General features: G+C 61.6%; 23 protein-coding genes. 10 read left to right on the top strand and 13 right to left on the bottom strand.

What is annotated here, in order from left to right; all coding sequences use genetic code 11:
* Nucleotides 1-99 precede the first annotated feature (99 nt).
* The 6 genes from LB519_RS27645 to LB519_RS27620 all read left to right on the top strand — a co-directional run bounded on the left by LB519_RS27645 (nt 100) and on the right by LB519_RS27620 (nt 4,864).
* Entirely contained in the window at nt 100-558 is a 459-nt protein-coding gene (locus tag LB519_RS27645; protein WP_013530371.1) for a PaaI family thioesterase, read from the top strand.
* A 141-nt stretch (nt 559-699) separates the two neighbouring features.
* Nucleotides 700-1,368, top strand: a complete 669-nt coding sequence (locus LB519_RS27640; RefSeq protein ID WP_063172754.1) for a 5'-methylthioadenosine/S-adenosylhomocysteine nucleosidase — start codon at nt 700-702, stop codon at nt 1,366-1,368.
* Between the two features lie 48 nt (nt 1,369-1,416).
* A complete protein-coding gene (gene guaA, locus LB519_RS27635; protein ID WP_024502342.1) occupies nt 1,417-2,979 on the top strand; it encodes a glutamine-hydrolyzing GMP synthase in 1,563 nt (520 codons plus the stop codon).
* A 322-nt stretch (nt 2,980-3,301) separates the two neighbouring features.
* Nucleotides 3,302-3,505, top strand: a complete 204-nt coding sequence (locus tag LB519_RS27630; RefSeq protein ID WP_013533227.1) for a CsbD family protein — start codon at nt 3,302-3,304, stop codon at nt 3,503-3,505.
* Between the two features lie 539 nt (nt 3,506-4,044).
* The gene (locus tag LB519_RS27625) at nt 4,045-4,368 is read left to right on the top strand and encodes a hypothetical protein (protein WP_013533226.1); all 324 of its coding nucleotides are present in this window, start codon (nt 4,045-4,047) and stop codon (nt 4,366-4,368) included.
* A gap of 70 nt (nt 4,369-4,438) precedes the next feature.
* Complete coding sequence (locus tag LB519_RS27620; RefSeq protein WP_224621639.1) at nt 4,439-4,864, top strand: c-type cytochrome; 426 nt, start codon at nt 4,439-4,441, stop codon at nt 4,862-4,864.
* Here LB519_RS27620 and LB519_RS31365 read toward each other — a convergent pair.
* The 8 genes from LB519_RS31365 to LB519_RS27580 all read right to left on the bottom strand — a co-directional run bounded on the left by LB519_RS31365 (nt 4,836) and on the right by LB519_RS27580 (nt 14,263).
* A complete protein-coding gene (locus tag LB519_RS31365) occupies nt 4,836-6,074 on the bottom strand; it encodes a c-type cytochrome (protein ID WP_164754757.1) in 1,239 nt (412 codons plus the stop codon). The two genes, LB519_RS27620 and LB519_RS31365, sit on opposite strands and share 29 nt — an antisense overlap.
* Before the next feature lie 233 nt (nt 6,075-6,307).
* Nucleotides 6,308-6,649, bottom strand: coding sequence for a hypothetical protein (locus tag LB519_RS27610; RefSeq protein ID WP_063170140.1), 342 nt, complete (start codon nt 6,647-6,649; stop codon nt 6,308-6,310).
* Nucleotide 6,650: 1 nt separating this feature from the next.
* The gene (locus LB519_RS27605; RefSeq protein ID WP_013533222.1) at nt 6,651-7,253 is read right to left on the bottom strand and encodes a heme-copper oxidase subunit III; all 603 of its coding nucleotides are present in this window, start codon (nt 7,251-7,253) and stop codon (nt 6,651-6,653) included.
* Nucleotides 7,250-9,190, bottom strand: coding sequence for a cytochrome c oxidase subunit I (gene ctaD / locus LB519_RS27600; protein WP_224621638.1), 1,941 nt, complete (start codon nt 9,188-9,190; stop codon nt 7,250-7,252). The genes LB519_RS27605 and ctaD overlap by 4 nt, the downstream gene beginning before the upstream one ends.
* The gene (gene coxB / locus LB519_RS27595) at nt 9,187-10,263 is read right to left on the bottom strand and encodes a cytochrome c oxidase subunit II (RefSeq protein ID WP_411909265.1); all 1,077 of its coding nucleotides are present in this window, start codon (nt 10,261-10,263) and stop codon (nt 9,187-9,189) included. Before coxB ends, ctaD begins: the two co-directional genes overlap by 4 nt.
* A 152-nt stretch (nt 10,264-10,415) precedes the next feature.
* A complete protein-coding gene (locus LB519_RS27590; RefSeq protein WP_224621636.1) occupies nt 10,416-11,297 on the bottom strand; it encodes a cytochrome c oxidase assembly protein in 882 nt (293 codons plus the stop codon).
* A gap of 94 nt (nt 11,298-11,391) precedes the next feature.
* Nucleotides 11,392-13,146 carry a thiamine pyrophosphate-dependent enzyme gene (locus tag LB519_RS27585; RefSeq protein ID WP_224621635.1) on the bottom strand — a complete coding sequence of 585 codons (1,755 nt, stop codon included), beginning with the start codon at nt 13,144-13,146 and terminating at the stop codon, nt 11,392-11,394.
* A gap of 106 nt (nt 13,147-13,252) precedes the next feature.
* Nucleotides 13,253-14,263 carry an ATP-dependent DNA ligase gene (locus LB519_RS27580; protein ID WP_224621634.1) on the bottom strand — a complete coding sequence of 337 codons (1,011 nt, stop codon included), beginning with the start codon at nt 14,261-14,263 and terminating at the stop codon, nt 13,253-13,255.
* 148 nt (nt 14,264-14,411) lie between these two features.
* On the opposite strand from LB519_RS27580, the gene LB519_RS27575 reads away from it, so the two are divergent.
* From LB519_RS27575 to LB519_RS27565, 3 genes are all read left to right on the top strand, one after another.
* Nucleotides 14,412-15,077, top strand: a complete 666-nt coding sequence (locus LB519_RS27575; protein ID WP_245265305.1) for a LysE family translocator — start codon at nt 14,412-14,414, stop codon at nt 15,075-15,077.
* 253 nt (nt 15,078-15,330) lie between these two features.
* A complete protein-coding gene (locus LB519_RS27570; protein ID WP_224621633.1) occupies nt 15,331-16,626 on the top strand; it encodes an Nramp family divalent metal transporter in 1,296 nt (431 codons plus the stop codon).
* Nucleotides 16,627-16,713: 87 nt separating this feature from the next.
* Nucleotides 16,714-17,208 carry a hypothetical protein gene (locus LB519_RS27565; RefSeq protein WP_013533214.1) on the top strand — a complete coding sequence of 165 codons (495 nt, stop codon included), beginning with the start codon at nt 16,714-16,716 and terminating at the stop codon, nt 17,206-17,208.
* Nucleotides 17,209-17,282: 74 nt separating this feature from the next.
* Here the strand turns inward: LB519_RS27565 and LB519_RS27560 are convergent, their stop codons facing one another.
* Nucleotides 17,283-19,394 (bottom strand): catalase, encoded by a 2,112-nt coding sequence (locus tag LB519_RS27560; RefSeq protein WP_064993462.1) that lies wholly within the window; start codon nt 19,392-19,394, stop codon nt 17,283-17,285.
* A gap of 290 nt (nt 19,395-19,684) precedes the next feature.
* On the opposite strand from LB519_RS27560, the gene LB519_RS27555 reads away from it, so the two are divergent.
* Nucleotides 19,685-20,248 (top strand): sigma-70 family RNA polymerase sigma factor, encoded by a 564-nt coding sequence (locus LB519_RS27555; RefSeq protein WP_013533212.1) that lies wholly within the window; start codon nt 19,685-19,687, stop codon nt 20,246-20,248.
* Here the strand turns inward: LB519_RS27555 and LB519_RS27550 are convergent, their stop codons facing one another.
* The 4 genes from LB519_RS27550 to LB519_RS27535 form a co-directional block, all read right to left on the bottom strand.
* Nucleotides 20,249-20,425, bottom strand: a complete 177-nt coding sequence (locus LB519_RS27550; RefSeq protein ID WP_084015719.1) for a hypothetical protein — start codon at nt 20,423-20,425, stop codon at nt 20,249-20,251. It abuts the gene before it with no gap.
* 305 nt (nt 20,426-20,730) lie between these two features.
* Nucleotides 20,731-21,645 carry a class I SAM-dependent methyltransferase gene (locus LB519_RS27545; RefSeq protein WP_064993463.1) on the bottom strand — a complete coding sequence of 305 codons (915 nt, stop codon included), beginning with the start codon at nt 21,643-21,645 and terminating at the stop codon, nt 20,731-20,733.
* Nucleotides 21,646-21,648: 3 nt separating this feature from the next.
* Nucleotides 21,649-22,635 (bottom strand): GNAT family N-acetyltransferase, encoded by a 987-nt coding sequence (locus LB519_RS27540; RefSeq protein ID WP_064993464.1) that lies wholly within the window; start codon nt 22,633-22,635, stop codon nt 21,649-21,651.
* Entirely contained in the window at nt 22,632-23,780 is a 1,149-nt protein-coding gene (locus LB519_RS27535; RefSeq protein ID WP_224621632.1) for a glycosyltransferase, read from the bottom strand. Before LB519_RS27535 ends, LB519_RS27540 begins: the two co-directional genes overlap by 4 nt.

Raw genomic sequence — 23,780 nt, 5'->3', positions numbered from 1 at the left:
CAGCCGGCAGGCCAGGTCGATTGTGCAGTGCAGCAAAAGCATTTGCCTGCCGTTCATGCCTCTGCAATAAGCTTATCCGCATAAAGGAAGGCAGCGGCCATGGCAGCAAAGATCGTACCCGCCCCGGACTATGAGGATCGCGTCAGGACCTCCTTCGCGCGCCAGAAGGCGATGGCCACGATCGGCGCCGAACTGACGCTGGTGACGCCCGGCATCATCGAGATCGAGATGCCCTATTCGGCGGCACTCACCCAGCAGCACGGCTTCCTCCATGCCGGCGTCATTTCGACGGCGCTGGACTCGGCCTGCGGCTATGCCGCCTTTTCGCTGATGCCGGAAAATTCCGGCGTGCTGACCATCGAGTTCAAGGTCAACCTGCTGGCGCCGGGCAGGGGCGAGCGCTTCCTGTTCCGCGGCTCGGTGACCAAGCCAGGCCGCACCATCATCGTCGCCGACGGCCAGGCCTACGCCTTTGCCGCCGACGGCGAGGCCAAGCTGATCGCCACCATGACCGGAACGATGATGACGGTGGTCGGGCGTGATGGCATAGAAGGGTGAGTGGCCGGTTCGCCGCAGGCGAATTCATCGTGCCGGTGGCACGATGAAAGGCCACGGACGCCGGGAGCTGCCGCAGGCAGCGGGTCCCGGCGAGCGGCGGCGCAGATAAGCAGGTGATCGGGCGGAGAGGAGCAAATCATCATGACCGATAAAATTCGCCGCCTGTCGGGCAAGGACGTCCTCTTCGTCATGGCGGCGCAGGCCGAATACGGTCCGCATCTCAAGCAGCTGTTCACGCCATTGATGACAGGTGTCGGTCCGGTCGAGGCCGGCGTCAGGCTAGGCGCTGAACTCTCCTGGCTGAAGTCGCAAAAAACCCTGCCCGACCTCGTCGTGTCGCTCGGCTCAGCCGGCAGCCGGACGCTGGAGCAGACGGGAATCTACCAGGCGGTTTCGGTCAGCTACCGTGACATCGACGCTTCGCCGCTCGGCTTCGAGAAGGGTGCCACACCCTTCCTCGACCTGCCGGTGACCGTGCCATTGCCCTTCAAGATACCTGATATCAAGCAGGCGACGCTATCGACCGGCGGCGCGATCATCACCGGTGCGGCCTATGATGCTGTTAACGCCGACATGGTCGACATGGAGACCTTCGCCTGCCTGCGCGCCTGCCAGTTGTTCGACATTCCGCTGATCGGGCTGCGCGGCATTTCCGACGGGGCGGCGGATCTCAGGCATGTCGGCGACTGGACCGAATATCTTGAAGTCATCGATGGGAAGCTGGCGGAGGCCGTCATGCGGCTCGAACAGGCCATCGGTTCGGGCACGCTTCTGAAAGATTCGCCGCATGAAGACGCCAGACCGCTCTGAAACTCGCAACCCATTGCGTCGACTCATTTCTTTCTCTAAACGCTCGCCATGAAAACAGCCAATCATCCCGATACCGTCCTGATTGTCGATTTCGGCAGCCAGTTCACCCAGCTCATCGCCCGCCGCATCCGCGAGGCCGGCGTGTTTTCCGAGATCGTGCCGTTCCAGTCGGCCGAAGCGGCATTCAAGCGCATCAATCCGAAAGCCGTGATCCTGTCCGGCGGCCCGGCTTCGACCGGCGATATCGGCAGTCCGCGCGCGCCGCAGATCGTCTTCGACGCCGGCGTGCCGGTGCTCGGCATCTGTTACGGCCAGATGGCCATGTGCGTGCAGATGGGCGGCGTCGCCGAAAGCTCCGACCATCGCGAATTCGGCCGCGCCTTCGTCGAGATCCAGAAGGACAGCCCGCTGTTCGAGGGCCTGTGGGCGCCCGGCCAGCGCCACCAGGTGTGGATGAGCCATGGCGACCGCGTCATCTCCTTGCCCAACGGCTTCGAGGTGTTCGGCAAATCGGAGGGCTCGCCCTTCGCCATCTTCGGCAACATCGAGCGCAAGATGTACGGCATCATGTTCCACCCCGAGGTGGTGCATACGCCCGACGGTGCCCGGCTGCTCAGGAACTTCGTCCACAACATCGCCGGCATCGAGGGCGACTGGACCATGCGCGCCTACCGCGAGCACGCGGTCGAGGCGATCCGCAAGCAGGTCGGCAAGGGCAAGGTCATCTGCGCGCTGTCGGGCGGCGTCGATTCCTCCGTTGCCGCGCTGTTGATCCACGAAGCGGTCGGCGACCAGCTGACCTGCATCCTTGTCGATCACGGCCTGATGCGCAAGGACGAGGCCGCGGGCGTGGTGGCGATGTTCCGTGAGCACTACAATTTGCCGCTCATTCTGGTCAACGCGTCGGACCGTTTCATCGACGCCCTCGAGGGCGAGTCGGATCCGGAGAAAAAACGCAAGACCATAGGCCGGCTGTTCATCGAGGTGTTCGAGGAAGAGGCCAAGAAACTCGGCGGCGCCGAATTCCTGGCGCAAGGCACGCTCTATCCCGACGTGATCGAAAGTGTCTCCTTCACCGGCGGCCCGTCGGTGACGATCAAGTCGCACCACAATGTCGGCGGCCTGCCGGCGCGCATGAACATGCAGCTGGTCGAGCCGCTGCGCGAGCTGTTCAAGGACGAGGTCAGGGCGCTGGGCAAGGAGCTTGGCCTGCCCGAGAGTTTCATCGGCCGCCATCCATTCCCCGGCCCGGGTCTTGCCATCCGCTGCCCCGGCGGCATCACCCGCGAAAAGCTGGAGATCCTGCGCGAAGCCGACGCCATCTATCTCGACGAGATCCGCAAGGCCGGCCTCTACGATGCCATCTGGCAGGCATTCGCCGTGCTGCTGCCGGTGCAGACGGTCGGCGTGATGGGCGACGGCCGCACCTACGAGTTCGTCTGCGCGCTGCGCGCCGTCACCTCGGTCGACGGCATGACGGCGGATTTCTACCACTACGACATGGCCTTCCTGGGGGCTGCTGCCACCCGCATCATCAACGAAGTCCGCGGCATCAACCGCGTCGTCTACGACGTGACGTCGAAGCCGCCTGGAACAATCGAGTGGGAGTAGGGGGATTAGGCGGCGATGGTGTGTTGTCGCCTCCGCTGGAGTTAGCGCTGATTGCCTGACAGCACTCAAACGTGATCGGGCACGAATGTAAAGCATCGTCGGAGCCGTTTAGAGCCTTGGCATATGACGTGCAATACGCGGGTTTGAGCGAGCGACGATGGCTCGGCTGAAAGTTGGCTCGAACGTACTTTGCGGACCGCAAGGGGCGATAACTTCTGGCAACCGATTCGGCATCGGGCAGCGCGTTGGCTGTTTCCAGGAACATCCTTGACTGGATTGCGTTTCCTATTCCGGACCTTTCCAAAACAGGGAGAACGGTGTCATGGACTGGAACCGCGTGGAAGGAAACTGGAAACAGGTGAAAGGCAAGGTCAAGGAGCAGTGGGGCAAACTCACCGATGACGACCTTGACCGCATCGCCGGCAAGCGCGATCAACTCGAAGGCAAGATCCAGGAGCGTTACGGCATCGAAAAGGACCGCGTGCGGCGCGATGTCGACGATTGGTACGGGCGGCAGGGTTGGTAGGCATGTGAGCCCCGGCTGTGGCCATTCCAGGACGCGGCCCAACAGTCCGGCAGGACCATGCGGGCGCTGAGCCTTGTCGTCGGTTGAGTTTTGCAGCAAGGATTTCGTACTGTGGCTGAAAATATCTCTCGCAAGCAGGAGCAACGGGGGACAAGAAGAATTGTCACGTGGGCGATCGCAGTTATCGCCGTGATTTTTCTTGCTCTACTGGCTATATTCGTGTTCGGCCCGTTGCTATGACTTTCATGGCGATGATTGAGCTGTCTCCGATCCGGGGATGATCGGGCATTGGTCGGGGACGCGGGCAGCGGCCACCAGTGAGCAACTATGCTTCAGGCGAGGGCATGCGGCCAGCGCTGCTTCCGCGGCCGGACGACGCCAAGGCGGCGCACCTATATCGACCGCCGTCGCGCGGCTAGCCGGTCTGCAGTGCCGGCACAAAAACCTGTTTCACAAGAATTTTGCTGAACACGATTTCGCCGGGAACATATCAGGAAAGGATTGGTTTGGTGGCGGTACACCCAACCAGGAGATCTACCATGATCGTCAAACTTCTGTCCGCCGCTGTGCTCGCGCTCACATTGGCCACATCGGCAGTGGCACAGTCGAACAGTTCCGGCTCCAACAGCGGTTCGGGCTCGAACGACGGCACCGGGGCTACGTCTGGAAATACCGGCGGCAACAGCGGCACCGGCTCTGGAACGTCCGTGAATCCTTCCGATCCGAGCACTACAAATTCGACAAATTCCACAACGAAATCAGGTGGCATGACTGACCGCTGCAAAGATTCGGCAGGCAATGACATCGACAACAACACCGCGACCGGCACGACAACATCGAATGTGCAGAACTGTAATAAATGACCCGGCTCCTCAATCCGTTGCCGGACCAGTGCTTCGGCAGCGCATTGAGCGCTGAGAGCGGTAAGCGCAGATGAACCGGCAGGCCGCCAAGCAAGCGCCGCCCCAATTCTGGTGGTTGGCAGGAGCATCGGCGGCTGTCGTCATCGGTTTTGCCGTCTTCGCCAGCGGATCGGTTCGCAGCAACAGTCTGCGAGAAACCACGCTTGTGCAGGCGATCGGCGGCGACCCTCAACGAGCCGTCCCGGCCATGATCCGCAACGGCTGTGGCGGATGTCACGAAATCCCGGGGGTGCCCGGCGCCCGTGGTACCGTCGGTCCCTCCCTGCAGGGCGTCGTCGAAAGAGGATATATCGGGGCATCGCGAGCCAGCCCGGATGCGATGATGCGCTGGATCAGCAGAGCGCGGGACGTAGACCCGAACACGGCCATGCCCAATACAAATCTGTCGCCTCAAGAGGCGCGCGACATCACCGCCTATCTCTATGCGCGGACATGAGGCGCACTGAACTGGTCCGACGGCGCAGGCGCCTTGCCAGCAGAAGCAGCAGCCCAAGCATCAACACGGCGGCGCACGCCACAAGTGATTGAGCCGCCAGAACCATGATTGTCTGGCCTGTTGTCGAGCCGGCTCGCATCTGGCGTATATCGGCCGCGGTAACGCTGACGTCGGGATTTCCGAACCGAGCGGTGACGTAATTTGCAAGGGCTGCCACCTGGCCATCGTCCAGCCAGCCGCCGAAGGCCGCCATCGATTTACGCCCCGCCACGTCGCCAGCTTTGACGCCTTCAAGGATGGTCATGGCGACATCCTCGGGCGTGGCCGCGCCGGGGGTGCTGTTGCGGGTCAAGGACGGATAGGATCCGTCTGACGATCCGCCTCCGTTCGCCCCATGGCACGTCGAACAGAGCGATCGATAGAGATCATCGCCGGCTGCGGTCCCGCTGCCTTGCGTCATCCCTTCGGTTCCAGCATCGCCGTCGGCCGTGGCCGCGTTACCCCATGAGAAACGCGGCTGCTTTTCGTCTCCCGATTGGGCGGGCACGTCCCTGAGATAAGCGACGATGGCCTGGATATCGTCATCGGAAAGATGTTGCAGGCTGTTCATGACCGTTTCCGCCATCGGCCCGCCCGCATAAGCCTTCCCGGGAACGGCGCCGGTTTTGAGAAATCGAGACAGCTCTTCGTTGCTCCAGCCGCCGACGCCTGCGATCTTGTCGCTGGTGATGTTGAAGGCCTGCCAGATGCCGGCGGTGCCGCCGGCAAGCTTGTGGTCTTCATCCATGCCGAACGTCGCATTCCTTGGCGTGTGGCAGGCACCGCAGTGGCCGAGCACCTCGACCAGGTAGGCTCCCCTGTTCCATGCGGCGGTCCGGTTCCGATCGGGCGTGAAACTGCCGGTATGCAGGTTCGCGAGCTTCCACAGCGCAACTGTCCAGCGCTGGTTGAATGGAAAAGGCAGGATGTTTCGCGGCTGCGGCTGCGAGATCGGCGGCTGCGCCAGGAGGTAGGTCCGGATCGCAAGCACGTCCTCGCGGCTCATCGCGGCGAAGCTGTCATAGGGCATGGCGGGATAGAGATCGGCTCCGTCGCGCCTGATACCTTTCTGCACGGCCCGCACGAACTCGTCCGCGGAGTAGCGTCCAATGCCCGTGTCAGGATCAGGTGTGATGTTGGTCGAGTATACGTCGCCGAAGGGTGTCGGCACGCGATAGCCTCCAGCGAACGGGCGGCTCGGATTGGACGTGTGGCAGCCGATGCAGTCGGCCGCTCGGGTAAGGTATTCACCCTTCTGGATTTCGCTCGCCCGCAGCTCAGTGCAAAGCGCCAACGATGCCAAGACGAGCGCGACCGCCCGGGAGGTGACGGCCGGGAATGGAATGCCCGCGGCAGGCCAAGGCGGGCACCGGCGGACGGCCAATCTCCGGGTCTTTGACCTCGTCACAGTTCGCACCCGCTGAAGATCAGCCCTGCCATCAGCTGCGCCAGCAAGATGAGCGTGAACAGCGCCCCGATGCCCACGGAAGTCCTGGCAAGGAATGCGCGCGTGCGCGCCTTCCGGGGCGGAACCGTACCATGTCCGCGGTCATGAACGGCGTGCCACGACAGCAGCGCGCCTGCCAGGGCGACCGCGGCGCCTATCAACGAGAACAAGGCAGTGGGACGAAAGCCGGCATGGCATTGCCAGGATGCAATCGAATAATCGAGCTGCAGCGTTATTGCCCACGCAACTGGTCCGCTGACCAGGCCTGCCCAGGAAACGCCGGTACGGATCGCCTGCATCTCACATCCTCGGAGCCCAATAGATAACAAGATAGAGCACGACCCATGAGACGACGACGAAGTCCCAGTAGAAGGCGTTGTCCGAGACGTCGCTGAAGCGGCGGCCTGCCTTGCCTTTTTGCGTGAACATGAGAACCGCCAGGACGATCGTGTCGCCGACATCGGTAAGGAGATGCGTCGTATGCAGCCCGAGCAGGAACCAGACGATCGATCCGTAAGCGTTCTGATCCCAGGAAATCCGCAGAGCCGGAAATTCCCAGATGCGAACGATCAGCGGAAGAATGCCGACGATCGACATGACGACCATGCCAAGGCGAACTTTCGCCAGGTCCTGGCGACGTGCCCAAACCTCGATCATGTGGTTGGGCACGACGCTCGCAACCAGAATAACCAGTACTGCCGTCCCCGGCAGCAGATCTGGCGCAGGGGCCCCAATGGGCCAATGCCGGGCCAGCACGGCCAGATAGAAGTAAGTGCCTATCGCCAAGGCAAAACCGGTTGCCTCGAGGGCAATGAAGGCAAGGGTTCCCCACCACATCGGGCTCGCTGACCCGAAATCGTATGTGGGCAGGTGACTGACGTCGGCGACGGGGCGGTGCCTCATTCCTCGTCCTCCGGTTCGCCTTTCGGCCAGAACCAGCAGATAAAGCCGATCGAAACCGGGATCGCTCCCCAGACCACCGCCCACGGCGTGTATATCGAACCGAGAAATGCGCCGCCGACTGCGATGGCCGACAGCAACGGCCAGATCGAGTTGTCAGCCGATGGTACCCTTACTTGCGGCATCGCATCGGCGACCGTGCCGGCGAGCACCTCGCGGGCGTCGACACGCAGACCTTCGACCACTGGGAGCACATCGGGCTCGGCCCAAAGCGGTTCGCGGTGAGTTACCACGGGCAGCCGCGAAAAATCGTAGGAGGGCGGCGGCGACGTCGTCGCCCATTCGAGCGTGCTCGCGCCCCAGGGATTGTCTCCTGCAATGCGGCCGTTGCGGAGGCTGAGAAAGAGATTCAGGAAGAAAAGCGCGAAGCCCGCGAACACCACCAGCGAAGAGAGGCTGATGAAGAGGTTCATCTCGCCCCAGCCGCTCGCCGGCGGATATGTATAAACGCGGCGCGGCATGCCTTGCAGACCGAGAATATGCATGGGGAAGAAGGTGAGATTGAACCCGAGGAAGACCAGCCAGAAATTCCAGCGGCCGAGCCTCTCGGACAGCATGCGTCCGGTGATCTTGGGAAACCAGTAATAAACGGCGCCGAGCAGGGGGAAGACGGCGCCCCCGACCAGCACATAATGGAAATGGGCAACCACGAAATAGGTGTCGTGCACCTGCAGGTCGAGCGGCACCGAGGCGACCATGACGCCGGTCAGGCCGCCGATCACAAAGGTGAAGATGAAGCCGAGAACGAAAAGCATGGGCGTGGCGAAGATCGGCCGGCCGCCCCAGATCGTCGCAATCCAGCAGAAGATCTGAACGCCGCTCGGAATGGCGATCATCATCGAGGAAGCGGTGAAGAAGCTCTCGCCGAGTTGCGGCAGGCCGGTAGCGAACATGTGGTGCACCCACAGGCCGAAGGAAAGAAAACCGATCGCGATCAACGACAGCACGATCCCGAGATAGCCGAACACCGGGCGGCGAACGAAGGTCGGCAGGATCGCGGAAACGAAGCCGGTCGCCGGAATGAAGATGATATAGACCTCGGGATGGCCGAAGAACCAGAACAGATGCTGCCACAGCAGTGCATCGCCGCCTGCTGCGGGGTCGAAAAATTTTGTGCCGACCAGGCGGTCGAGGATCAGCATTGTGCTCGAGACCATCACGGCCGGCATGGCGAACAGGATGACGAAAGCCGTAACGAGGACGGACCAGACATAGAGCGGGATGCGGTCGAGCGACATGCCGGGGGCACGTTGTTTGAAAACTGTCGCGATGATCTCGACCGCTACCGCGAGGGCGGACACTTCGGTGTAGGTCACCATCTGCGCCCAGAAATCGGGGCGCTTGCCGACGCCATATTCGGGTCCGGCGAGCGGCACATAGGAAAACCAGCCGGCATCCGCACCGGTTTCGAAGGCGAAGGCGATCCAGATCATCAGCCCGCCGGAAAGATAGACCCAGTAGCTGAATGCATTGAGCCGCGGAAAGGCGACATTGCGAGTGCCGATCATCAGCGGCACCAGGTAAATGGCGAAAGCTTCCATCACCGGCACGGCAAACAGAAACATCATCGTCGTGCCGTGCATGGTGAACAGCTGGTTGTAGAGATCGGGACCGATATGGCCGGCCTCAGGCTGGGCAAGCTGGAAGCGCATGGCGAGCGCTGACAGACCCGCAAGGATGAGAAACAGGAAAGCCGTCACGATATAGCGCCGTCCGATCAGCTTGTGATCGACCGTGACCAGCCAGCCGTAGAAGCCTTTCGGCGTTCGCCAGGCATGCGCCAGAAAGGCGCGCAGTCTCACCTCTTCGAGACCGGTGTCACGGATGCCTTTCAGGGCCTCCTGAGTGTGCTCGGCCGGCTTTCCCGCAAGGCCACTCATTCGAGGCTTCCGAGATAGGTGACGACCGCGTTGAAATCGTCGGCGCTAAGGGCAATGCGCGGCATCTTGGCGCCGGGCTTTATCGACTGTGGATCGGCGATCCAGGCGGCGAGCGCGCCAGGGGTCATGGCGAGCGTATCCGCGGCCAGTGCGCGTCGGCTGGCGAGATGAGTTAGGTCAGGTCCCACCGTTCCGCTGGCAGGCGTGCCTCTTATCGTGTGGCAGAGCGCACAGCCGGTGGACAGAAATGCCTGTTGGCCGCGGCGCTCTTCGTCGCCGCCAGGCGCGGATGCTACGGCGTTTTGCCTGGATTGCCATGCTTCGAACGCTTCGCGGCTTTCCGCGATGACGGTGATGGCCATATGGGCGTGCTGATAGCCGCAGAATTCGGCACACTGGCCACGATAGATGCCGGGCTTATCGGCGACGAGTGTGAGCTCACTCGGCCGGCCCGGAATGAGATCGCGCTTGCCGGCAAGGTTCGGCACCCAGAAGCTATGAATGACATCGAGCGAATCGAGTTCGACCTTGACCGGTTCGCCAACCGGGACATGGATTTCATTTGCCGTGACGATCGATTGGGACCGATCATCTCCGGGATACCGGACCTCCCACCACCATTGGTGCCCGGTGATGCGCACGGCAAGCGTTTCCGTTCCACTCAGCGAAGCAATGGATTTGCCGGCGAAAAAACTCGCTATCGTCATCATGATGAGCACCAGAACGGTCAACGCAATGGCGCTGCCGACAGCGCGGGTAAATCGGCGCTCCTGACGAGAATCGATCTCGAGCGGCGAGCGCGTTGTCTCGGACAGGCGACGACGCAAAAGCGCTGCCGCCAGGATCAACATGACAAGCAGCCACGTGGCCACTGCGATTGCGGTGAAGGGCCAGATCAGATCAAGGATTCTCCGGGCATTCGCACCGTGTGCATGGAGGGCCGATTGCCTGTCGCCGCATCCTGCCAAGGCCAATATCGGCGCTGCGCTGATCGCCCTCAAACGCCGTTGCGCGGCCGTTCCCTGAACGGTGCCAGGCAAGATTTGCCTAGGACATGTGGGGGCAAGCGACATTCGCGGTCGTGTCAGCCTGCGAGAGCTGGCCAACGGACTCATGCACCTCGCCATGAAGGATCCACCATCGTTGCCAAGGCCATAACGCGGCTGACTGAAAAAGGATGCTTGGCAACACCGCCCGGCTGAAAACCGACGCGAAGCGGTGCGGGTTAGACGATGCGCAACTGCTGGAAAGCCTGTTGCCGCCGACCGCTCGTTTGAATCCAGAAAGCGACCAGGAGCAGTGCGGCTCCGCCATAGATCAGGCCGGCGGGAATCCACATGATCAAGCCTGCAAGTTGCTGGTCCTCGAGCGGGTTGAGCCCCCATAAATCCGAGCCGATCGCATTATCCGGATACCACAGCCTGGGCGAGACGACGAGCAACACCCCGAGCAGCCCGGTGTGGAGGGAGGTGAAGAAAAGATGCATCACGGCATTGCCGCAAGCCTGCTCGCGGCCAAGGCGAGGCAGCAGCACCCACCAGAACAAAAGCCCGCTACCGAGGAAACTCGCGTGCTGGGCATAATGCAGGAAGCCCTGCTGGAGGGCAGCCTCGAACAGCGCCGGGACATGCCAGATCCATATCGCGGCTCCGTGCAGGACGGTCGCGACCACAGGACGGCTGATGAACGCCCAGACCGCCCGAAGCGCATTTGCATGTCCGGCCGCTCCGAATATCTGGCGCAGCTGTACCGGCAGGGCCCACATCATCGCCGCCGTCGGGCGGGAGGCAACCAGCAGAGGCGCTGCGACCGCCATCAGCAATTCGTGCTCGATCATGTGCGCCGCAAACACATGTTCGCCCAATGCATGGATCGGGCTTACAAGGGCGAACGCCAGGACGGACCAGCCGGCAGCAAACAGCAAGGCCTGCCGCGATCGCAAGCGACGTCCACGTCCGCTCCGTCGCCACAGCCGGCCAGCGCCGGCAACATACAGCAAAAGGATTGCCGCCAGTGGCAATGTGATGGGTAGCGCCAGAGTCCAACCAGCCTGCGGAGCGCCGTTGCCATAGCAAATCGAGGTCGAAAAGAGCGCGTCGAAGCTCATGATCCGCATCCGTCACCCGGAAGAGCGCGGGTTCATCTGGAAAGATTCAGAATGAAGCCACTGAGGCGCGCTGTTCCACCTCCCTGCGCCGCCTCTAGGCATCCATCATCGATTTCGCCGGCTCACGGGCGATATTTTCTTCTATGCGTTCGTGTCCCGGCGTCCGCGGCAGGGCCTGGCGGAAGTTCTTGGCGTAGTCTGCCGGCATTTTGGGCGGCATCAGCGGCTCATAGGCATCTACCAGCGCTTCGATCACGACAGGGCCTTGCGTGGCGAAAGCCTGGTCGAGAACCGTCTCGATCTGATCGGGCCGCTCGATGCGAAAACCCTTTGCGCCCATTGCTTCTGCCGCCTTAGCAAAATCGATCGGCTGCAATTCGCAACCGAATTGCGGGTTGCCCAGAAACATCATCTGCTCCCAGGCGATCTGATTGAGCATGTTGTTCTTGATCACCAGAACCTTGAGCGGGATCTTGTAGCGCACCGCCGTCGAGAATTCGCCGAGCTGCATGGCAAAGCCGCCATCGCCGACGATAGCGGCAATCGGTCGACCGGGAAACGCTATGCCGGCAGCGATGGCGTAGGCCAGACCGCAAGCCATCGACGCCAGCGATCCGGACACCCCGAATGCCTGGCCGCTGCGAAGATCGACATGGCGGGCGGCCAGCTCCGTATTCTGACCGGAATCCGTGGCCATCACTGTGTCGTCGGCCAATCTTTGTCCGAAAGCCCGGGCAATCGCTTGTGGCTTCAATGGTTGCGCCTGCATGTCTTCCGACTGCCGCATCATCTCGCGCCATTTTCTCATGGTCTCCTGGGAACGGCGCAGGAATTCATCCGAGGGCTTTTGCGTCAGGCGCTGGTTGAGCGCGCGCAATGTCTCTGCCGCGTCGCCGACAAGGCCGGCCTCGACCGGAAAGCGCAAGCCGATCCGTTGCGCATCGCAGTCGATCTGGACGCCACGGGCCTGTCCGGGCTGCGGGTAGTATTCGATGTAGGGAAAGGTCGAACCGATAATCAGCACCGCGTCACAGTTCTCCATCGCCTCTTGCGAAGCCAGGGTTCCAAGAATGCCGATCCCGCCGGTGGTGTAGGGATGGTCGTCCGGCAGCACCGCCTTGCCCAGCAAAGCCTTCGCGACAGGCGCCTGCAGCAGGCGCGCCGTGTGTTCGAGTTCGGCGGCCGCGCCGATGGCGCCGCGCCCGGCCAGGATCGCAACCCGCGAAGCGTCATTGAGAATGGCGGCGGCTTTGTCGAGCTCAACGTCCAGCGGTACGCTGTGACCGGCGAACATATCCTGCGGCGTGTGCGCCGGGCGATTGCGCTTGGAGCGCTTCGACGGATCACGCTCCTGCTCCTGGATGTCGCTGGCAATCGAAAGATGGGCGACGCCCTTGCGCGCCAGCGCCGTTCGGCAGGCAAGGCTGGCGACGTTTTCCATATGCGCGGCATCGGCAACATGGGCGTTATAAACGGAGACATCGTTGAACACGCGCGTCAGATCGACATCCTGTTGCGTGAACGTCTCGATCAGATCGTGGAACTGCATGCCCGTAATCGCCAGCACCGGAGCCTGGTCGAGCTTGGCGTCATAGAGGCCGGTCAGAAGATGTGTTCCGCCGGGGCCGGACGTCGCAAGGCACACGCCCAGCTTTCCTGTCCACTTGGCATATGCACATGCCATGAAGGCAGCCGACTCTTCATGCCGGACCTGAACGAAGGCAATTTTGTCGCGCCGCGTCCGCAACGCTTCCATGACCCCGTTTATGCCGTCTCCCGGCAAGCCGAACACCACCTCCACGTCCCAGGCGACGAGTGTGTCGATCAGAATTTCTGCTGCATTCGGCATGTCAGGGTAGCTCCGGGTGGATGGTGTCCGAACCGGTGAATCCCGAGTTGGTTCCTTCGTCGCAATAAATCGTGACAGGTTTCTGGGGCGATCATCCTGGGGCGGTCTATTCGATCTGCTCGAACGTGCATTGCCGTGGCGCCTTGTCGGGGCGCCAGCGCAGCAGTTTGGTGCCATGGCGAAACCGATTGCCGGTGACGTGGTCGAAGCGGACCTCCACCACCAGTTCAGGTTCCAAAGGCTCCCATTGTCCGCTGCGCTCCGTGCTCCAGCGGCTCGGGCCGCCGGGCGCCTTGCCGGTGAATCCGGGCTCTGACCGCAGCCCTTCCAGCCGGCGCGTGAGCGCTCCTCTGTCGGTCCTGGCGATGGTCGACGTGAAGCCGACGTGATCGAGCTTGCCGTCGTCATTGTAGAGGCCGAGGAGCAGTGAGCCGACCTCACGGCTACCCGCGAGATAGCGGAAACCGCCGACAACGCAATCGGCGGTGCGCCTCGGCTTTACCTTCACCATCGCACGTTCGCCGCACAGATAATGCTCGTCGAGCACTTTGGCCACGATGCCGTCGGTCGATGCATGGCCGGCCCCGTTCAGCCATCGAGCCGCCGTCGCTGCATCATAAGTGCACTTCGACAGGCGAAGATCCGGACTGTTCGAGGAGGTCACGAAGTCCTCGATCGCTCGCCGCCTTTCGACAAGTGGTTTGCCCGTGATGACCTCGCCGCCCGGCCTGGCAAGCATGTCGAAGAGGATCAGACTGGCAGGCGTCTGCGAACTCAGTTTGCGGATTCCGCTTTGTGCCGGGTGAAGACGCATCTGCAGCGCCTCGAAGGAAAGCTCACCGTCCACCTCGATGACAATCTCGCCGTCGATGACGAAATGCCCGCGCTTGAGGTCACGCAGGATCTCCGTGATTTCCGGAAAATAGCGGCCGAGCGGCTTGCCGGATTTGGCGCGCAGGTCAACGGTGTCGTCGCTCTTGAAAGCAAGGCAGCGGAATCCGTCCCATTTAGGCTCGTACTGCCAGCGGTTCCCATCCCTTGGGATTGCATCGGCAAGCCTGGCCTCCATCGGAGACGTATCCAGCGGGAGCGGGAAGGCGTTTATCGGCTCATGCACGGATCAGGCCTCCAAAACCGGTTCAGGAACGGCTCCGGCTTTTCAACTTCCAGGACAGCACCGCGTTCCATCTGACGGGTTCATGGCAGGTCCTTCGCGATGGACATTTTCATTTGCCGCCGGAACCCGGTGACGGCTGGCCGCTTTGATGTCATCGGCGGCGCGAAAGGAGATGCCCATCGACCTCTCATTGTGGACAGCTTTTGTCGGAACCGTCATTCTGATGCAGGTGCCGCCAGGCCCCGACAGCATGCTGGTGATGGCCCGCGGCATCGGACACGGGCGCGGCGTGGCGTTGTTCACGGTACTCGGCATGACGCTGGGCGCCGGACTGGTGCAGCTTCCGCTGATTGCATTCGGCCTGTCTTCGCTTGTCCACGCCTCGCCGGTGGCGTTCAATCTGCTTCGATGGGCCGGGGCGGCCTATATCATGTGGCTGGGTTTCCGGCTGCTGCTTTCAGCCTCGGCAACCATTCCCACAGGTGACATCAAGGCCCTGCGGCCGCTCGCCGCCGCCCGGGAAGGAATGATCGCCAATCTGAGCAATCCCTGGCCTTTGATGTTCATGGTTGCGTTCCTGCCGCAATTTGTCGACCCGCATAGGGGCTCCGTCACGTTGCAACTGGTGCTGCTTGGCGCAACACAGAAGATAACCGGTGTGCTGGTGCTGGGAGCCTACGCCCTGGCATCGGGCGCGGTCGGCGCATGGGTCATGCGGCACCCTCGCGCAAGGCTTTGGCAGCAGCGGCTCGCCGGCTGTCTCATCATCGGCCTCGGCGTGCGGATGGTGATCGGCGGCAGTACGAGCCGCTGACTTCAAGAAATAGCTTTTGTGCCACGTCGCCTGAAGGACTGGCTTTGACACATGCATTCTCTTCTTCAGGCAAACGGAGCATTCGCTTTGACGTTCGGCTCCGCCGCCGTCGCGGGCCGGGACCGTGTCCAGGAACAAAAAACCTGACCGGAGGTTCGAACCTCGATCTCAATGCAGCTGCAACGCTTCATCGCCATCCGATTGGAATGTTCGTCATGATTTCTTGCGTGGCCTCGGTAAAGACGCGCCTTCAATGAACAAGCCGCCCGAGAATGCTGGCCAAAGGGAAAGCAGGCGAAATGGGGGCGGCGTCGTTCGGGCTCTTGGGCTTGGCCTGATCACCGGCGCGGCCGATGACGACTGCTCGGCCATCGGTACCTACGCAAGCGCCGGAGCGCGGTTCGGCCCCGACCTGCTTTGGACGGCACCTGTCACGCTGCCGATGATGTATCTCGTCGTCTACCTTTCATCCAAACTTGGGCAGGTTTCGGGTCGCGGGCTTTTCCAGGTCATATCGGACTTCTACCCGCGTTGGCTGCTATGGTCCGTGCTGGTGGGCGTGCTGATTGGCAACACGATCGAGGCAGCCGCCGACCTTGGCGCCATGTCGGCGGCTATTGTGCTGTTCGTTCCGCTGCCTGCTCCCTTGGTCGTCACTGCCGTTGCGGTCGTCATTTTTGCCCTGCAGGTGCTCGGATCGTACAAATTGATCCGAAACGTGTTCCGGTGGCTGGCTCTGGCTCTGCTTGCCTATGTGGTCTCCGCGGTGCTTGCCAAACCGGATGCCGCTTCCGTCCTGCGTGGCACGCTGTTGCCACAAATCGAGTTCAGCCGAGAGTACCTGTCCATCCTCGTCGCCATCGTCGGGACCACCCTCTCCGCATACCTTTACACGTGGCAGTCCAATCAGGAGGTGGAGGAGGAGATCGCCAAGGGTCGAACGAGCCTCGAAGAGCGCAAAGGCGCCACCGAGGGTGAACTGCGCCGATCCCGCCGCGATATCCTGATCGGCATGACGTTCTCCAATCTGATCATGTATTTTATCATCCTTTCGACCGGGTCGACGCTCTACAAGGCCGGACACACGCAGATCGAGACAGCGGCACAGGCGGCCGAAGCGCTGCGGCCGCTTGCCGGCGACGCTGCCGGCATTCTCTTTGCGGCCGGTGTAATTGGCGTCGGCTTCCTGGCCGTGCCGATCATGACCGCTGGCGCTGCTTTCGATTTCGCCCAGGCGATGGGATGGAAGAATAGCCTGCATGCCAAACCCCGGCAGGCTCCCAAATTCTACATCGCGATCGGGGTCATAACGCTGGTGGCGGTGGGTCTCAATTTCTTCGGCTTCAACCCGATGAAAGCTCTCGTCTGGTCCGGCATCGTGCAAGGATTTTCAACGCCGCCGCTGCTGCTTCTCATCCTCATCATGACCAACAATCGCAAGATCATGGGCGACAAGGTCAACAGCACAAGCACGAACATCCTGGGCGGCGTGACGACCTTGGCGATTTTTGCGGCGTCGGCGGGATTGGTGGCAAGCTGGTTCCTGTAGCTCGCATGGCATGACAGATGTTCAGGCACGGTGGAACATCGGCGGTCAAATCCCGTTGAGACGCTTGTGGGAGAAAGGAGGTTGTCCATGTCAAAGTTGCAGGCCGCAACTCCGGACCGTTTAAGGCAACTCAGGCTTGAAGCTTCAGCACATTTCGCTCCGTTGATGCTGAACGAAGCCCTGTTGCGCCTTTCCCATGCCTGCGGAGGCGACAGCCTCGACCGCTTCGAGAAAGCCATGGTTGATCAAATCGAGGCTGCCAAGGACGATCGGGCCGATTTCGAAACGATCAAGGAACTCGCGATCGAGCAGCTTTACGCCCTGGTCCGGAACGCCAACGATTCGCCGAAAAAGAAACAGTCGCTGGAGAAGATCGACACGCGCAGAACGCCCGGCCGGTCCGAAGAACCACGCACGCTCGAGGACCAACTGCAGGCGGGGTTGGAGGATTCCTTTCCGGCGAGCGATCCGCCTTCGGTGGTGTCCACGACCATTTCAGGCGGAGCAAAGAAGCTGGTCGGGACCGACGAGGTCCTGGAGAAGCAGCGGCGACAAGCGTCCAGCAAGGAAGATCGCTCGTAGACCGCGGTGCCGGCTGGGTTGGCGGCAAACCAAAGAGTGCGGACGCGCCAACGGAAACAGCTGACGCCATCGCATCAAAGTTTGACAGCCGCCTCCCGCGCCCAGAGCCGCAGTTTGTGGCATGACTGCACAAACGCAGCTACCGAAGCTGCCGAATCCAGCCGCCTCAGCCCCTCATCGGCATCGGGAGCGACGCCTGCTTTGATCAGGAGCGGCTCGGCCCCGGAGGTGAAGCCGATGAACTTGCAATGCGCAAACGCATCAGACACGAAATCCTTCGCAGCGGCCTCCTTGACCAGTAGCTCGGCGCCCGCCTCGGAGAGGAGCAGCACCACCGCGTCGAACAAAACGGATGGACCGCCGTCGATCATGTGCCTTGCTTCGATGTGGGTGCCGTCGGCGGCTTCGGCGCCGCCCACCTTGGGCGCAACCACCTCCATCACCGCGCCTTCCGCTTCGATGGCGGAACGAAGTTCCTCGAACAGCGCGACATCGGCTCCATCGCTGAGCATGACACCGACTTTGCGGCCTTCGAAACTGTCGGGCCCGTTTTGGATGATGCTGAGCGCCGGCGACGGCGGCAAGTCATCGCGCGGTGGAACGGCGGCTTCGGCAGGTTCGGGCATGTCACGGATGCCGAGCTTGTCGGCGACCGTGGTCGCCAGCGTTTCATCGATGTTCAACAAATGCGAAACCATGCGTTCGCGGATCGCCGGCGCCTGGACCTTGCTCAGTTCAAACGTCAGCGCCATTGCGATGTGACGCTGCTCCGGTGGTGTCTGGCTGTTGAAGAATTGCCGGGCCTGGCTGTAGTGATCGGCGAAGCTCTCCGCGCGCAGACGTACTTTCTGCCCTTCTTCGGCATCGGAGAAAGAACGGAAGCCACGCTGCGGATCCTCGCGCGGTCCCAGTCCCCATGAGTTCGGTTCATAGTTGGCGCGACCGGCCGGATTGCGCATGGCCATGTGCCCGTCCTGTTGAAAATGGGCGAACGGGCACTTCGGCGCATTGATCGGCAGATGGGTAAAGTTCGGACTGCCCAGCCGCTTCAATTGGGTATCGAGATAGGAGAAGTTGCGGCCCTGCAGAAGCGGATCGTTGGAGAAATCGATTCCGGGCGGCACATTCTGCGTCATGAATGCAACCTGCTCGGTCTCGGCGAAGAAATTATCCGGCATCCGGTCGAGCACCAGCCGACCGACCGGAATTGGTTCGAGAACCTCTTCGGGAATGATCTTCGTTGCGTCCAGGATATCGAAGTCAAAACTGTCGGCAAACGCCTGATCGAACAGTTGCACCGTCAACTCCCATTCCGGGAAATTGCCGGCCTGTATGGCCTCCCACAGATCGCGGCGATGGAAGTCGGGATCGGCGCCGTTGATCTTGACCGCCTCGTTCCAGACCACCGATTGCATGCCGAGCTTGGGTTTCCAGATGAACTTGACGAAGGTGGATTCGTCCTTGGCGTTGACGAGGCGGAACGTGTGCACACCGAAGCCTTGCATGAAGCGGAAGGAACGCGGGATGGCGCGATCCGACATGATCCACATCACCATGTGCATCGATTCCGGCATCAGGCTGATGAAGTCCCAGAAATTGTCGTGCGCCGTCTGTGCCTGCGGAAAAGCACGGTCGGGCTCCTGTTTGGCGGCGTGGATCAGATCGGGAAACTTGATGGCGTCCTGGATGAAGAAGACCGGAATGTTGTTGCCGACCAAATCCCAATTGCCTTCCTTGGTGTAGAGCTTGACCGCAAAGCCGCGCACGTCGCGGGCGAGATCGAACGAGCCCTTGTTGCCGGCAACCGTCGAGAAACGAACGAATGCCGGCGTCTTTTCACCAGCTCGCTGGAAAATGTCGGCACGTGTGTATTTGGCAAGTGAGTCGTAGGTCTCGAAATAACCATGCGCGCCATAGCCGCGGGCATGGACGACCCGTTCCGGGATGCGTTCGTGGTCGAAGTGGAAAATCTTCTCGCGAAAGTGAAAGTCTTCGATCAGCGATGGTCCGCGTTCACCGATCCGCAATGTGTTTTGGTCGTCGGAGACAGGCGTTCCGAGCGCCGTGGTAAGGACAGGCGTGTCGTCTCCCGCGATCTGGTGCAACTCGCCGCCATTTCCGCGCGCGCTATTCTGATCCAGTCCACTTGCCGATTGGCGAGCGGAGGGGCGAGCGGATTTGGCCATGACAGCTCCTCGATCGATACTGGAAGGTTGAAGTGGCAAGCCATCAAACTGCCGGTGAACGGCTTTGTTCCCGTAAAAAAGCGGACGCTGTAGATACCACTGTCGAAGGAGGCGTCGCTGCTGCGGCGATGGTATGCGCCGATCGCATGACAGATATCTCCGCCCGCGAAGAATTGTGAAGAGTTGTCTCCAGCAAGAGGAACGAACCAAACTTCCATGCATTTAGCTGAGGCTGCGTTCACACACTCTTTCTTCTGGGAGCTGGACCATTGTCATCCGGAGGCTGCCTTTTGGCCGACCAGGAAACCAATGAAGTTTCCATCGTTGACCTGATACCCGCCCTGCGGGCATTCGCCCGCACCTTCTGCCGCGTCCCCGACGATGCTGACGATCTCGTGCAGGAGACACTGACCAAAGGTCTCGCCAACATCGACAAGTTCGAACCCGGTACGCGAATGAAGTCGTGGCTCTTCACCATCATGCGCAACACCTATTATACCCGGGTCAAGATCGCTGCCCGGGAGGCGCCAGGCCTGCTCGACTGCGCCTCTTCGAGACCAATTTCGGAAGCCACCCAGGAATGGACCGTTCAGAGCAGGGAAGTTCACGGCGCCATTCAAAGACTGCCTGAACACCAACGCGAGGTGCTGATGCTGATCGGCGTTTTGGGAGTGAGCTACGAGGAAACCGCCGACATATGCGGTTGCGCGGTCGGGACGGTCAAAAGCCGCCTGAACCGTGCGCGCGCCAACATCCTTGAACTCCTAGGGGAGAGTTCGCTGGAGACATTGATGGAGAGGAGAAACCAGCTGTCGGACGGTCAGCTCGACGTCGAGGTCGACAGCCGCAGATAGTCAGTTGTTCACGTCGCGCCGACGCTTCTCGACGAGCGCGTTCTGCAATTCGATCGCCAGCTTGGTGAGGCGGTCCGGAATCTCTTCCTGCTCTATGGCTGCCAGCAGGGAGGCAATCTCCCGATCCACCGCCATCTCGACAAGCGGATCCGCGGTATCGTCGCTCGAACGAGACATCACATTCTCTTGATAGCGGTCCCTTGATCGTAGTGTGGTGATAAGCGCCCGGCATTACAAGCCTGTGTCCACCGCCGAGAAGCTGACCGGCGGACCCTTGCACAGGTTTATTTCCTTGCTCCTTGGTCGCCCCGCGGACCACAGGCCCGCGCGGTGGCGTTCAGTCCTTCGGCAATCGATTAGCGGCGTAATCCTCCGGACTTGATCCGATTGCCGTCCAGCCCGCGCTCCTCCTTCGAATCGAGGACACTCGTTGGTGCCCTTTGCTCGACGTCCGAACTGGCATCGTGCTGTAATGTTCCGTCTCACCGAGCGAGCAAAAAAGCGTTGCCATCCCATGATCGAAACGGCTTCTCACCGTCGATGAGGACCCGCAATTGATGAGCTTGCGCCAGACGGCCGATATCGTCGCGGTCTGAGAAAAGCGATCCGCGATAGGAATAGTTCAGCAAGGCGAGCCAGCCCGGCCGTTTCAGAACGCGCGCAATTTCTTCGAAATGCCGCTCTGCCATGCCGGCCAGAACCAGATAGGGAAAGCTGTCGACCGCCAGCACGCAATCGAAACTGGCATCGTCGAAATCGGCCAGATCGAGACCGGAGGTTTGTCGTAACTCGACATTGCCGAGTGCGGCGCATTGCTCTGAGGCGATGGAGATCATTCGCGACGATATATCGATACCGACCATCCGCTTGAAGGATTTGCACAGCGCACGCTCGAAACGGCCGATGCCGCAACCGATGTCGAGAATGCTCCGTTCCCTTCCGGTGAATTCTCGGGCTTCCAGCCATGCGACGATTTCGTTGGTCGTGGCTGTGAGCCTTTCCTCATCGCCGAGGGATGCCAGTTGGACACTCGCGGCTCCCGAAATCGCTGCCGCGGCATCGAAGCTGGACGCCAGCCGCATGACGACAGCGGCATTCGTCTCGTCCTCATTGCGCTCATGGCGAACGGCGCCGCCCGTCGCTCGCAACATGGCAAAGACGTCTGGTTTGCAGCGCAGCAGTCCGGCGACCTTCCGCAATCTTGCCGCGTCGCCGGTATCCGCCGGACGGACTTTCAGCACGACCTCCGCCAATTCCGCTGCCCCAATTGTGGGCGGCAGGTGGAGCGCCAGCCTGACGAGAACACCTTCGGCGCAAATACCGTCGGCCATGCAGTCTTCAACCGCCAGCCTGACCGATGTCCGGCGCTGGGCGCCTTTCGGTGCGGTTACACTCATGGGTCAACTCCGCGTCCAGACCCTGCGCATCGTCCACCTGTCGGCGGCGCCCCAGCCATATTTGTAGGCCTCCTGGCCGCGCAGGAAATCGAACTCGCGCGCATCTTCGCGGATCGACTCCACGATTGCGTGGCCAATCAGGATCGCGCCCGGGCTCTCCTCGGCATAAGCAGGGTCGAACCCACCCAGATAAGCGTAGGCACGGCCGCGGTGGTGAAATCCGTAATAGGCACCGATGGTCCTGTCATCGATCGCGAGCAGCCAGCATCGCACCAGACCATGAGCATCGAGCAAGGGAAGCGAGAGCCGATGGAATTGCTCGACGGCGGGGTTGGCCAACATACCCCCTCCGTGTTCGGCCCATCGCACATTGTGCAGGCGGATCAATTGATCGAGGAAGGTTTGCGGACTGCCGCATGCCGATGACAGCGCAATCCCGCCGCATCTTGATGCGGCCTGGCGCGCCCGACGCAACTGGCGTCTGCGTCTTGCGGGGACGCAGCCTGCCAGCGTTTCGTCGCCGGCGATGGCGAGCACGGGGCAGGCGGCATGGGCGGTCGGCCGATCCATCTCGGGATGCTTCATCGCAAGGGCGACGCTGTCCTGCGGCAAGTCCGACAAGATCCATTGCGCCCACCCGATCGAGAAGATCGACTCGGTGATAATGCCGACAACCTCGGCTTCGATACCAGGGACAGCCAGGATGTCCAGATAGTCGCTGAGCGAAATGCCGACCGGAAGCAGCTTCGAACCGGCCGTCCCGTGCTCGAGATAGAGCGGCGCCAGCCCGACCAGATCGCCGCCGCGCCAGACCGCGACTGTCGCCAGTTCACCGGGTGCGAATGCGTGCCACCATGGCACCAGCCAGGCGGGAGATTGAAACGGCGTCGCCGAGGGACTCTGCTGCCACAGTTTCCACCAGTGCGGCGTCAAGGCGTCGAACTGCGCGGGGTCACCGATGATTTCGCAGCGCAGCACCGCTTTGCTCACGGCGTCGCAGCCAAGCGCCGGCGACCAGTGCCAAGCTGTGCCAGCGCCTGATAGGCATCCATGTAAGACGAGATCATCCGTTCCAGCGAAAATCGCCGTCGCGCCTCCGCCCTGCATGTCTCGGCATCCAAGCTGGGCGCCGCAAGAATGGCTTGGGCCATCTCGTCGACCGTGTCGACGAGAAAGCCCGTTCTGCCGTGCTCTATGACGTCGGGAAGCGCACCATTTGGAAAGGCGACTACCGGGGTCCCGCAGGCGAGGGCCTCCATGGCCACAAGCGAGCTGGTCTCGGCTGCGAGGCTCGGAATGACCAGACAGCGCGCTGCGTTGAGAAAGCGTCGCTTGACGGTGAAGCCGAGCGGACCAAGGAAGCGGCGGCGGCCATCGAGGCGAGATTGGACCTCGTCGCGAAAGTACCGCGTATGCGTTTCGTAGGGATAGACCTTACCGCCGACGACGAGCGGAACGCCTGCCAGTTTGGCTGCATCGAGCGCCAGGTGAATGCCCTTCTCCGGGCAAACCCGGCTCAGAACCAGGGCAAAGTCGCGCTTCGGCTGCGGCAGGTTCAGTGCTTGGATGTCGACGCCGTTCGGAATCGGTGCCGTCAGCCTGGCGCCTGATGGCGCGGTTTTCTGCTGGCTGGGTGAGACCGCATGAAGCCAGAGGTCGCCACGCGTCGGGCGCAATGCCGCGGCCGGATACCAATCCAACGGCAGGTGGAGGGTCACCAAGGTCGGACCATCGTCGGGCAGATAAGCGTCGAAATCGATGCCGTGCAGATGAACCACATCGATGGGCCATCGGGCGCGGGCAGCGGCGATCGCTTTGCGATGGGCCTCTTGCGCGCGGCGCTTCGCCGCCTCGTCGAGCATGCCGTTTTCGGCCGGTATTTCCACAAGCGTGCCGCTCGTGCTGGAGCCACGGCAAGCAATGACGATAGATCGATGGCCGGCGTGAACCAACGCCCGATCGAGCATCGACAGAACCTGTTCGGCACCGCCGACAGCGTCGGGTCCGACGGGCGCGAGAGGGTAGGCGACATTGAGGACGGTGAGTGTCGCGGCCGGTTGCGTCCCGGTGCCCTGCGCCGCATCCCCACCTGTCAGTGGTGTTGCGAAGTCCGGCATCTGATGCATGGGCAGCAT

This window comes from Mesorhizobium sp. AD1-1, from assembly GCF_020164655.1.
GTDB lineage: Bacteria > Pseudomonadota > Alphaproteobacteria > Rhizobiales > Rhizobiaceae > Mesorhizobium > Mesorhizobium ciceri.
Note: the sequence above shows the minus strand (reverse complement) of the source record. Positions and strands in the feature narration are given on the sequence as shown.

Bases quoted from the DNA above. Each gene is read 5' to 3' on its own strand.
- LB519_RS27645 (WP_013530371.1), top strand. From the start codon at position 100: ATGGCAGCAAAGATCGTACCCGCCCCGGACTATGAGGATCGCGTCAGG.
- LB519_RS27640 (WP_063172754.1), top strand. From the start codon at position 700: ATGACCGATAAAATTCGCCGCCTGTCGGGCAAGGACGTCCTCTTCGTC.
- guaA (WP_024502342.1), top strand. From the start codon at position 1,417: ATGAAAACAGCCAATCATCCCGATACCGTCCTGATTGTCGATTTCGGC.
- LB519_RS27630 (WP_013533227.1), top strand. From the start codon at position 3,302: ATGGACTGGAACCGCGTGGAAGGAAACTGGAAACAGGTGAAAGGCAAG.
- LB519_RS27625 (WP_013533226.1), top strand. From the start codon at position 4,045: ATGATCGTCAAACTTCTGTCCGCCGCTGTGCTCGCGCTCACATTGGCC.
- LB519_RS27620 (WP_224621639.1), top strand. From the start codon at position 4,439: ATGAACCGGCAGGCCGCCAAGCAAGCGCCGCCCCAATTCTGGTGGTTG.
- LB519_RS27610 (WP_063170140.1), bottom strand. From the start codon at position 6,649: ATGCAGGCGATCCGTACCGGCGTTTCCTGGGCAGGCCTGGTCAGCGGA.
- LB519_RS27605 (WP_013533222.1), bottom strand. From the start codon at position 7,253: ATGAGGCACCGCCCCGTCGCCGACGTCAGTCACCTGCCCACATACGAT.
- ctaD (WP_224621638.1), bottom strand. From the start codon at position 9,190: ATGAGTGGCCTTGCGGGAAAGCCGGCCGAGCACACTCAGGAGGCCCTG.
- coxB (WP_411909265.1), bottom strand. From the start codon at position 10,263: ATGTCGCTTGCCCCCACATGTCCTAGGCAAATCTTGCCTGGCACCGTT.
- LB519_RS27590 (WP_224621636.1), bottom strand. From the start codon at position 11,297: ATGAGCTTCGACGCGCTCTTTTCGACCTCGATTTGCTATGGCAACGGC.
- LB519_RS27585 (WP_224621635.1), bottom strand. From the start codon at position 13,146: ATGCCGAATGCAGCAGAAATTCTGATCGACACACTCGTCGCCTGGGAC.
- LB519_RS27575 (WP_245265305.1), top strand. From the start codon at position 14,412: ATGTCATCGGCGGCGCGAAAGGAGATGCCCATCGACCTCTCATTGTGG.
- LB519_RS27570 (WP_224621633.1), top strand. From the start codon at position 15,331: ATGAACAAGCCGCCCGAGAATGCTGGCCAAAGGGAAAGCAGGCGAAAT.
- LB519_RS27565 (WP_013533214.1), top strand. From the start codon at position 16,714: ATGTCAAAGTTGCAGGCCGCAACTCCGGACCGTTTAAGGCAACTCAGG.
- LB519_RS27560 (WP_064993462.1), bottom strand. From the start codon at position 19,394: ATGGCCAAATCCGCTCGCCCCTCCGCTCGCCAATCGGCAAGTGGACTG.
- LB519_RS27550 (WP_084015719.1), bottom strand. From the start codon at position 20,425: ATGTCTCGTTCGAGCGACGATACCGCGGATCCGCTTGTCGAGATGGCG.
- LB519_RS27545 (WP_064993463.1), bottom strand. From the start codon at position 21,645: ATGAGTGTAACCGCACCGAAAGGCGCCCAGCGCCGGACATCGGTCAGG.
- LB519_RS27535 (WP_224621632.1), bottom strand. From the start codon at position 23,780: ATGCTGCCCATGCATCAGATGCCGGACTTCGCAACACCACTGACAGGT.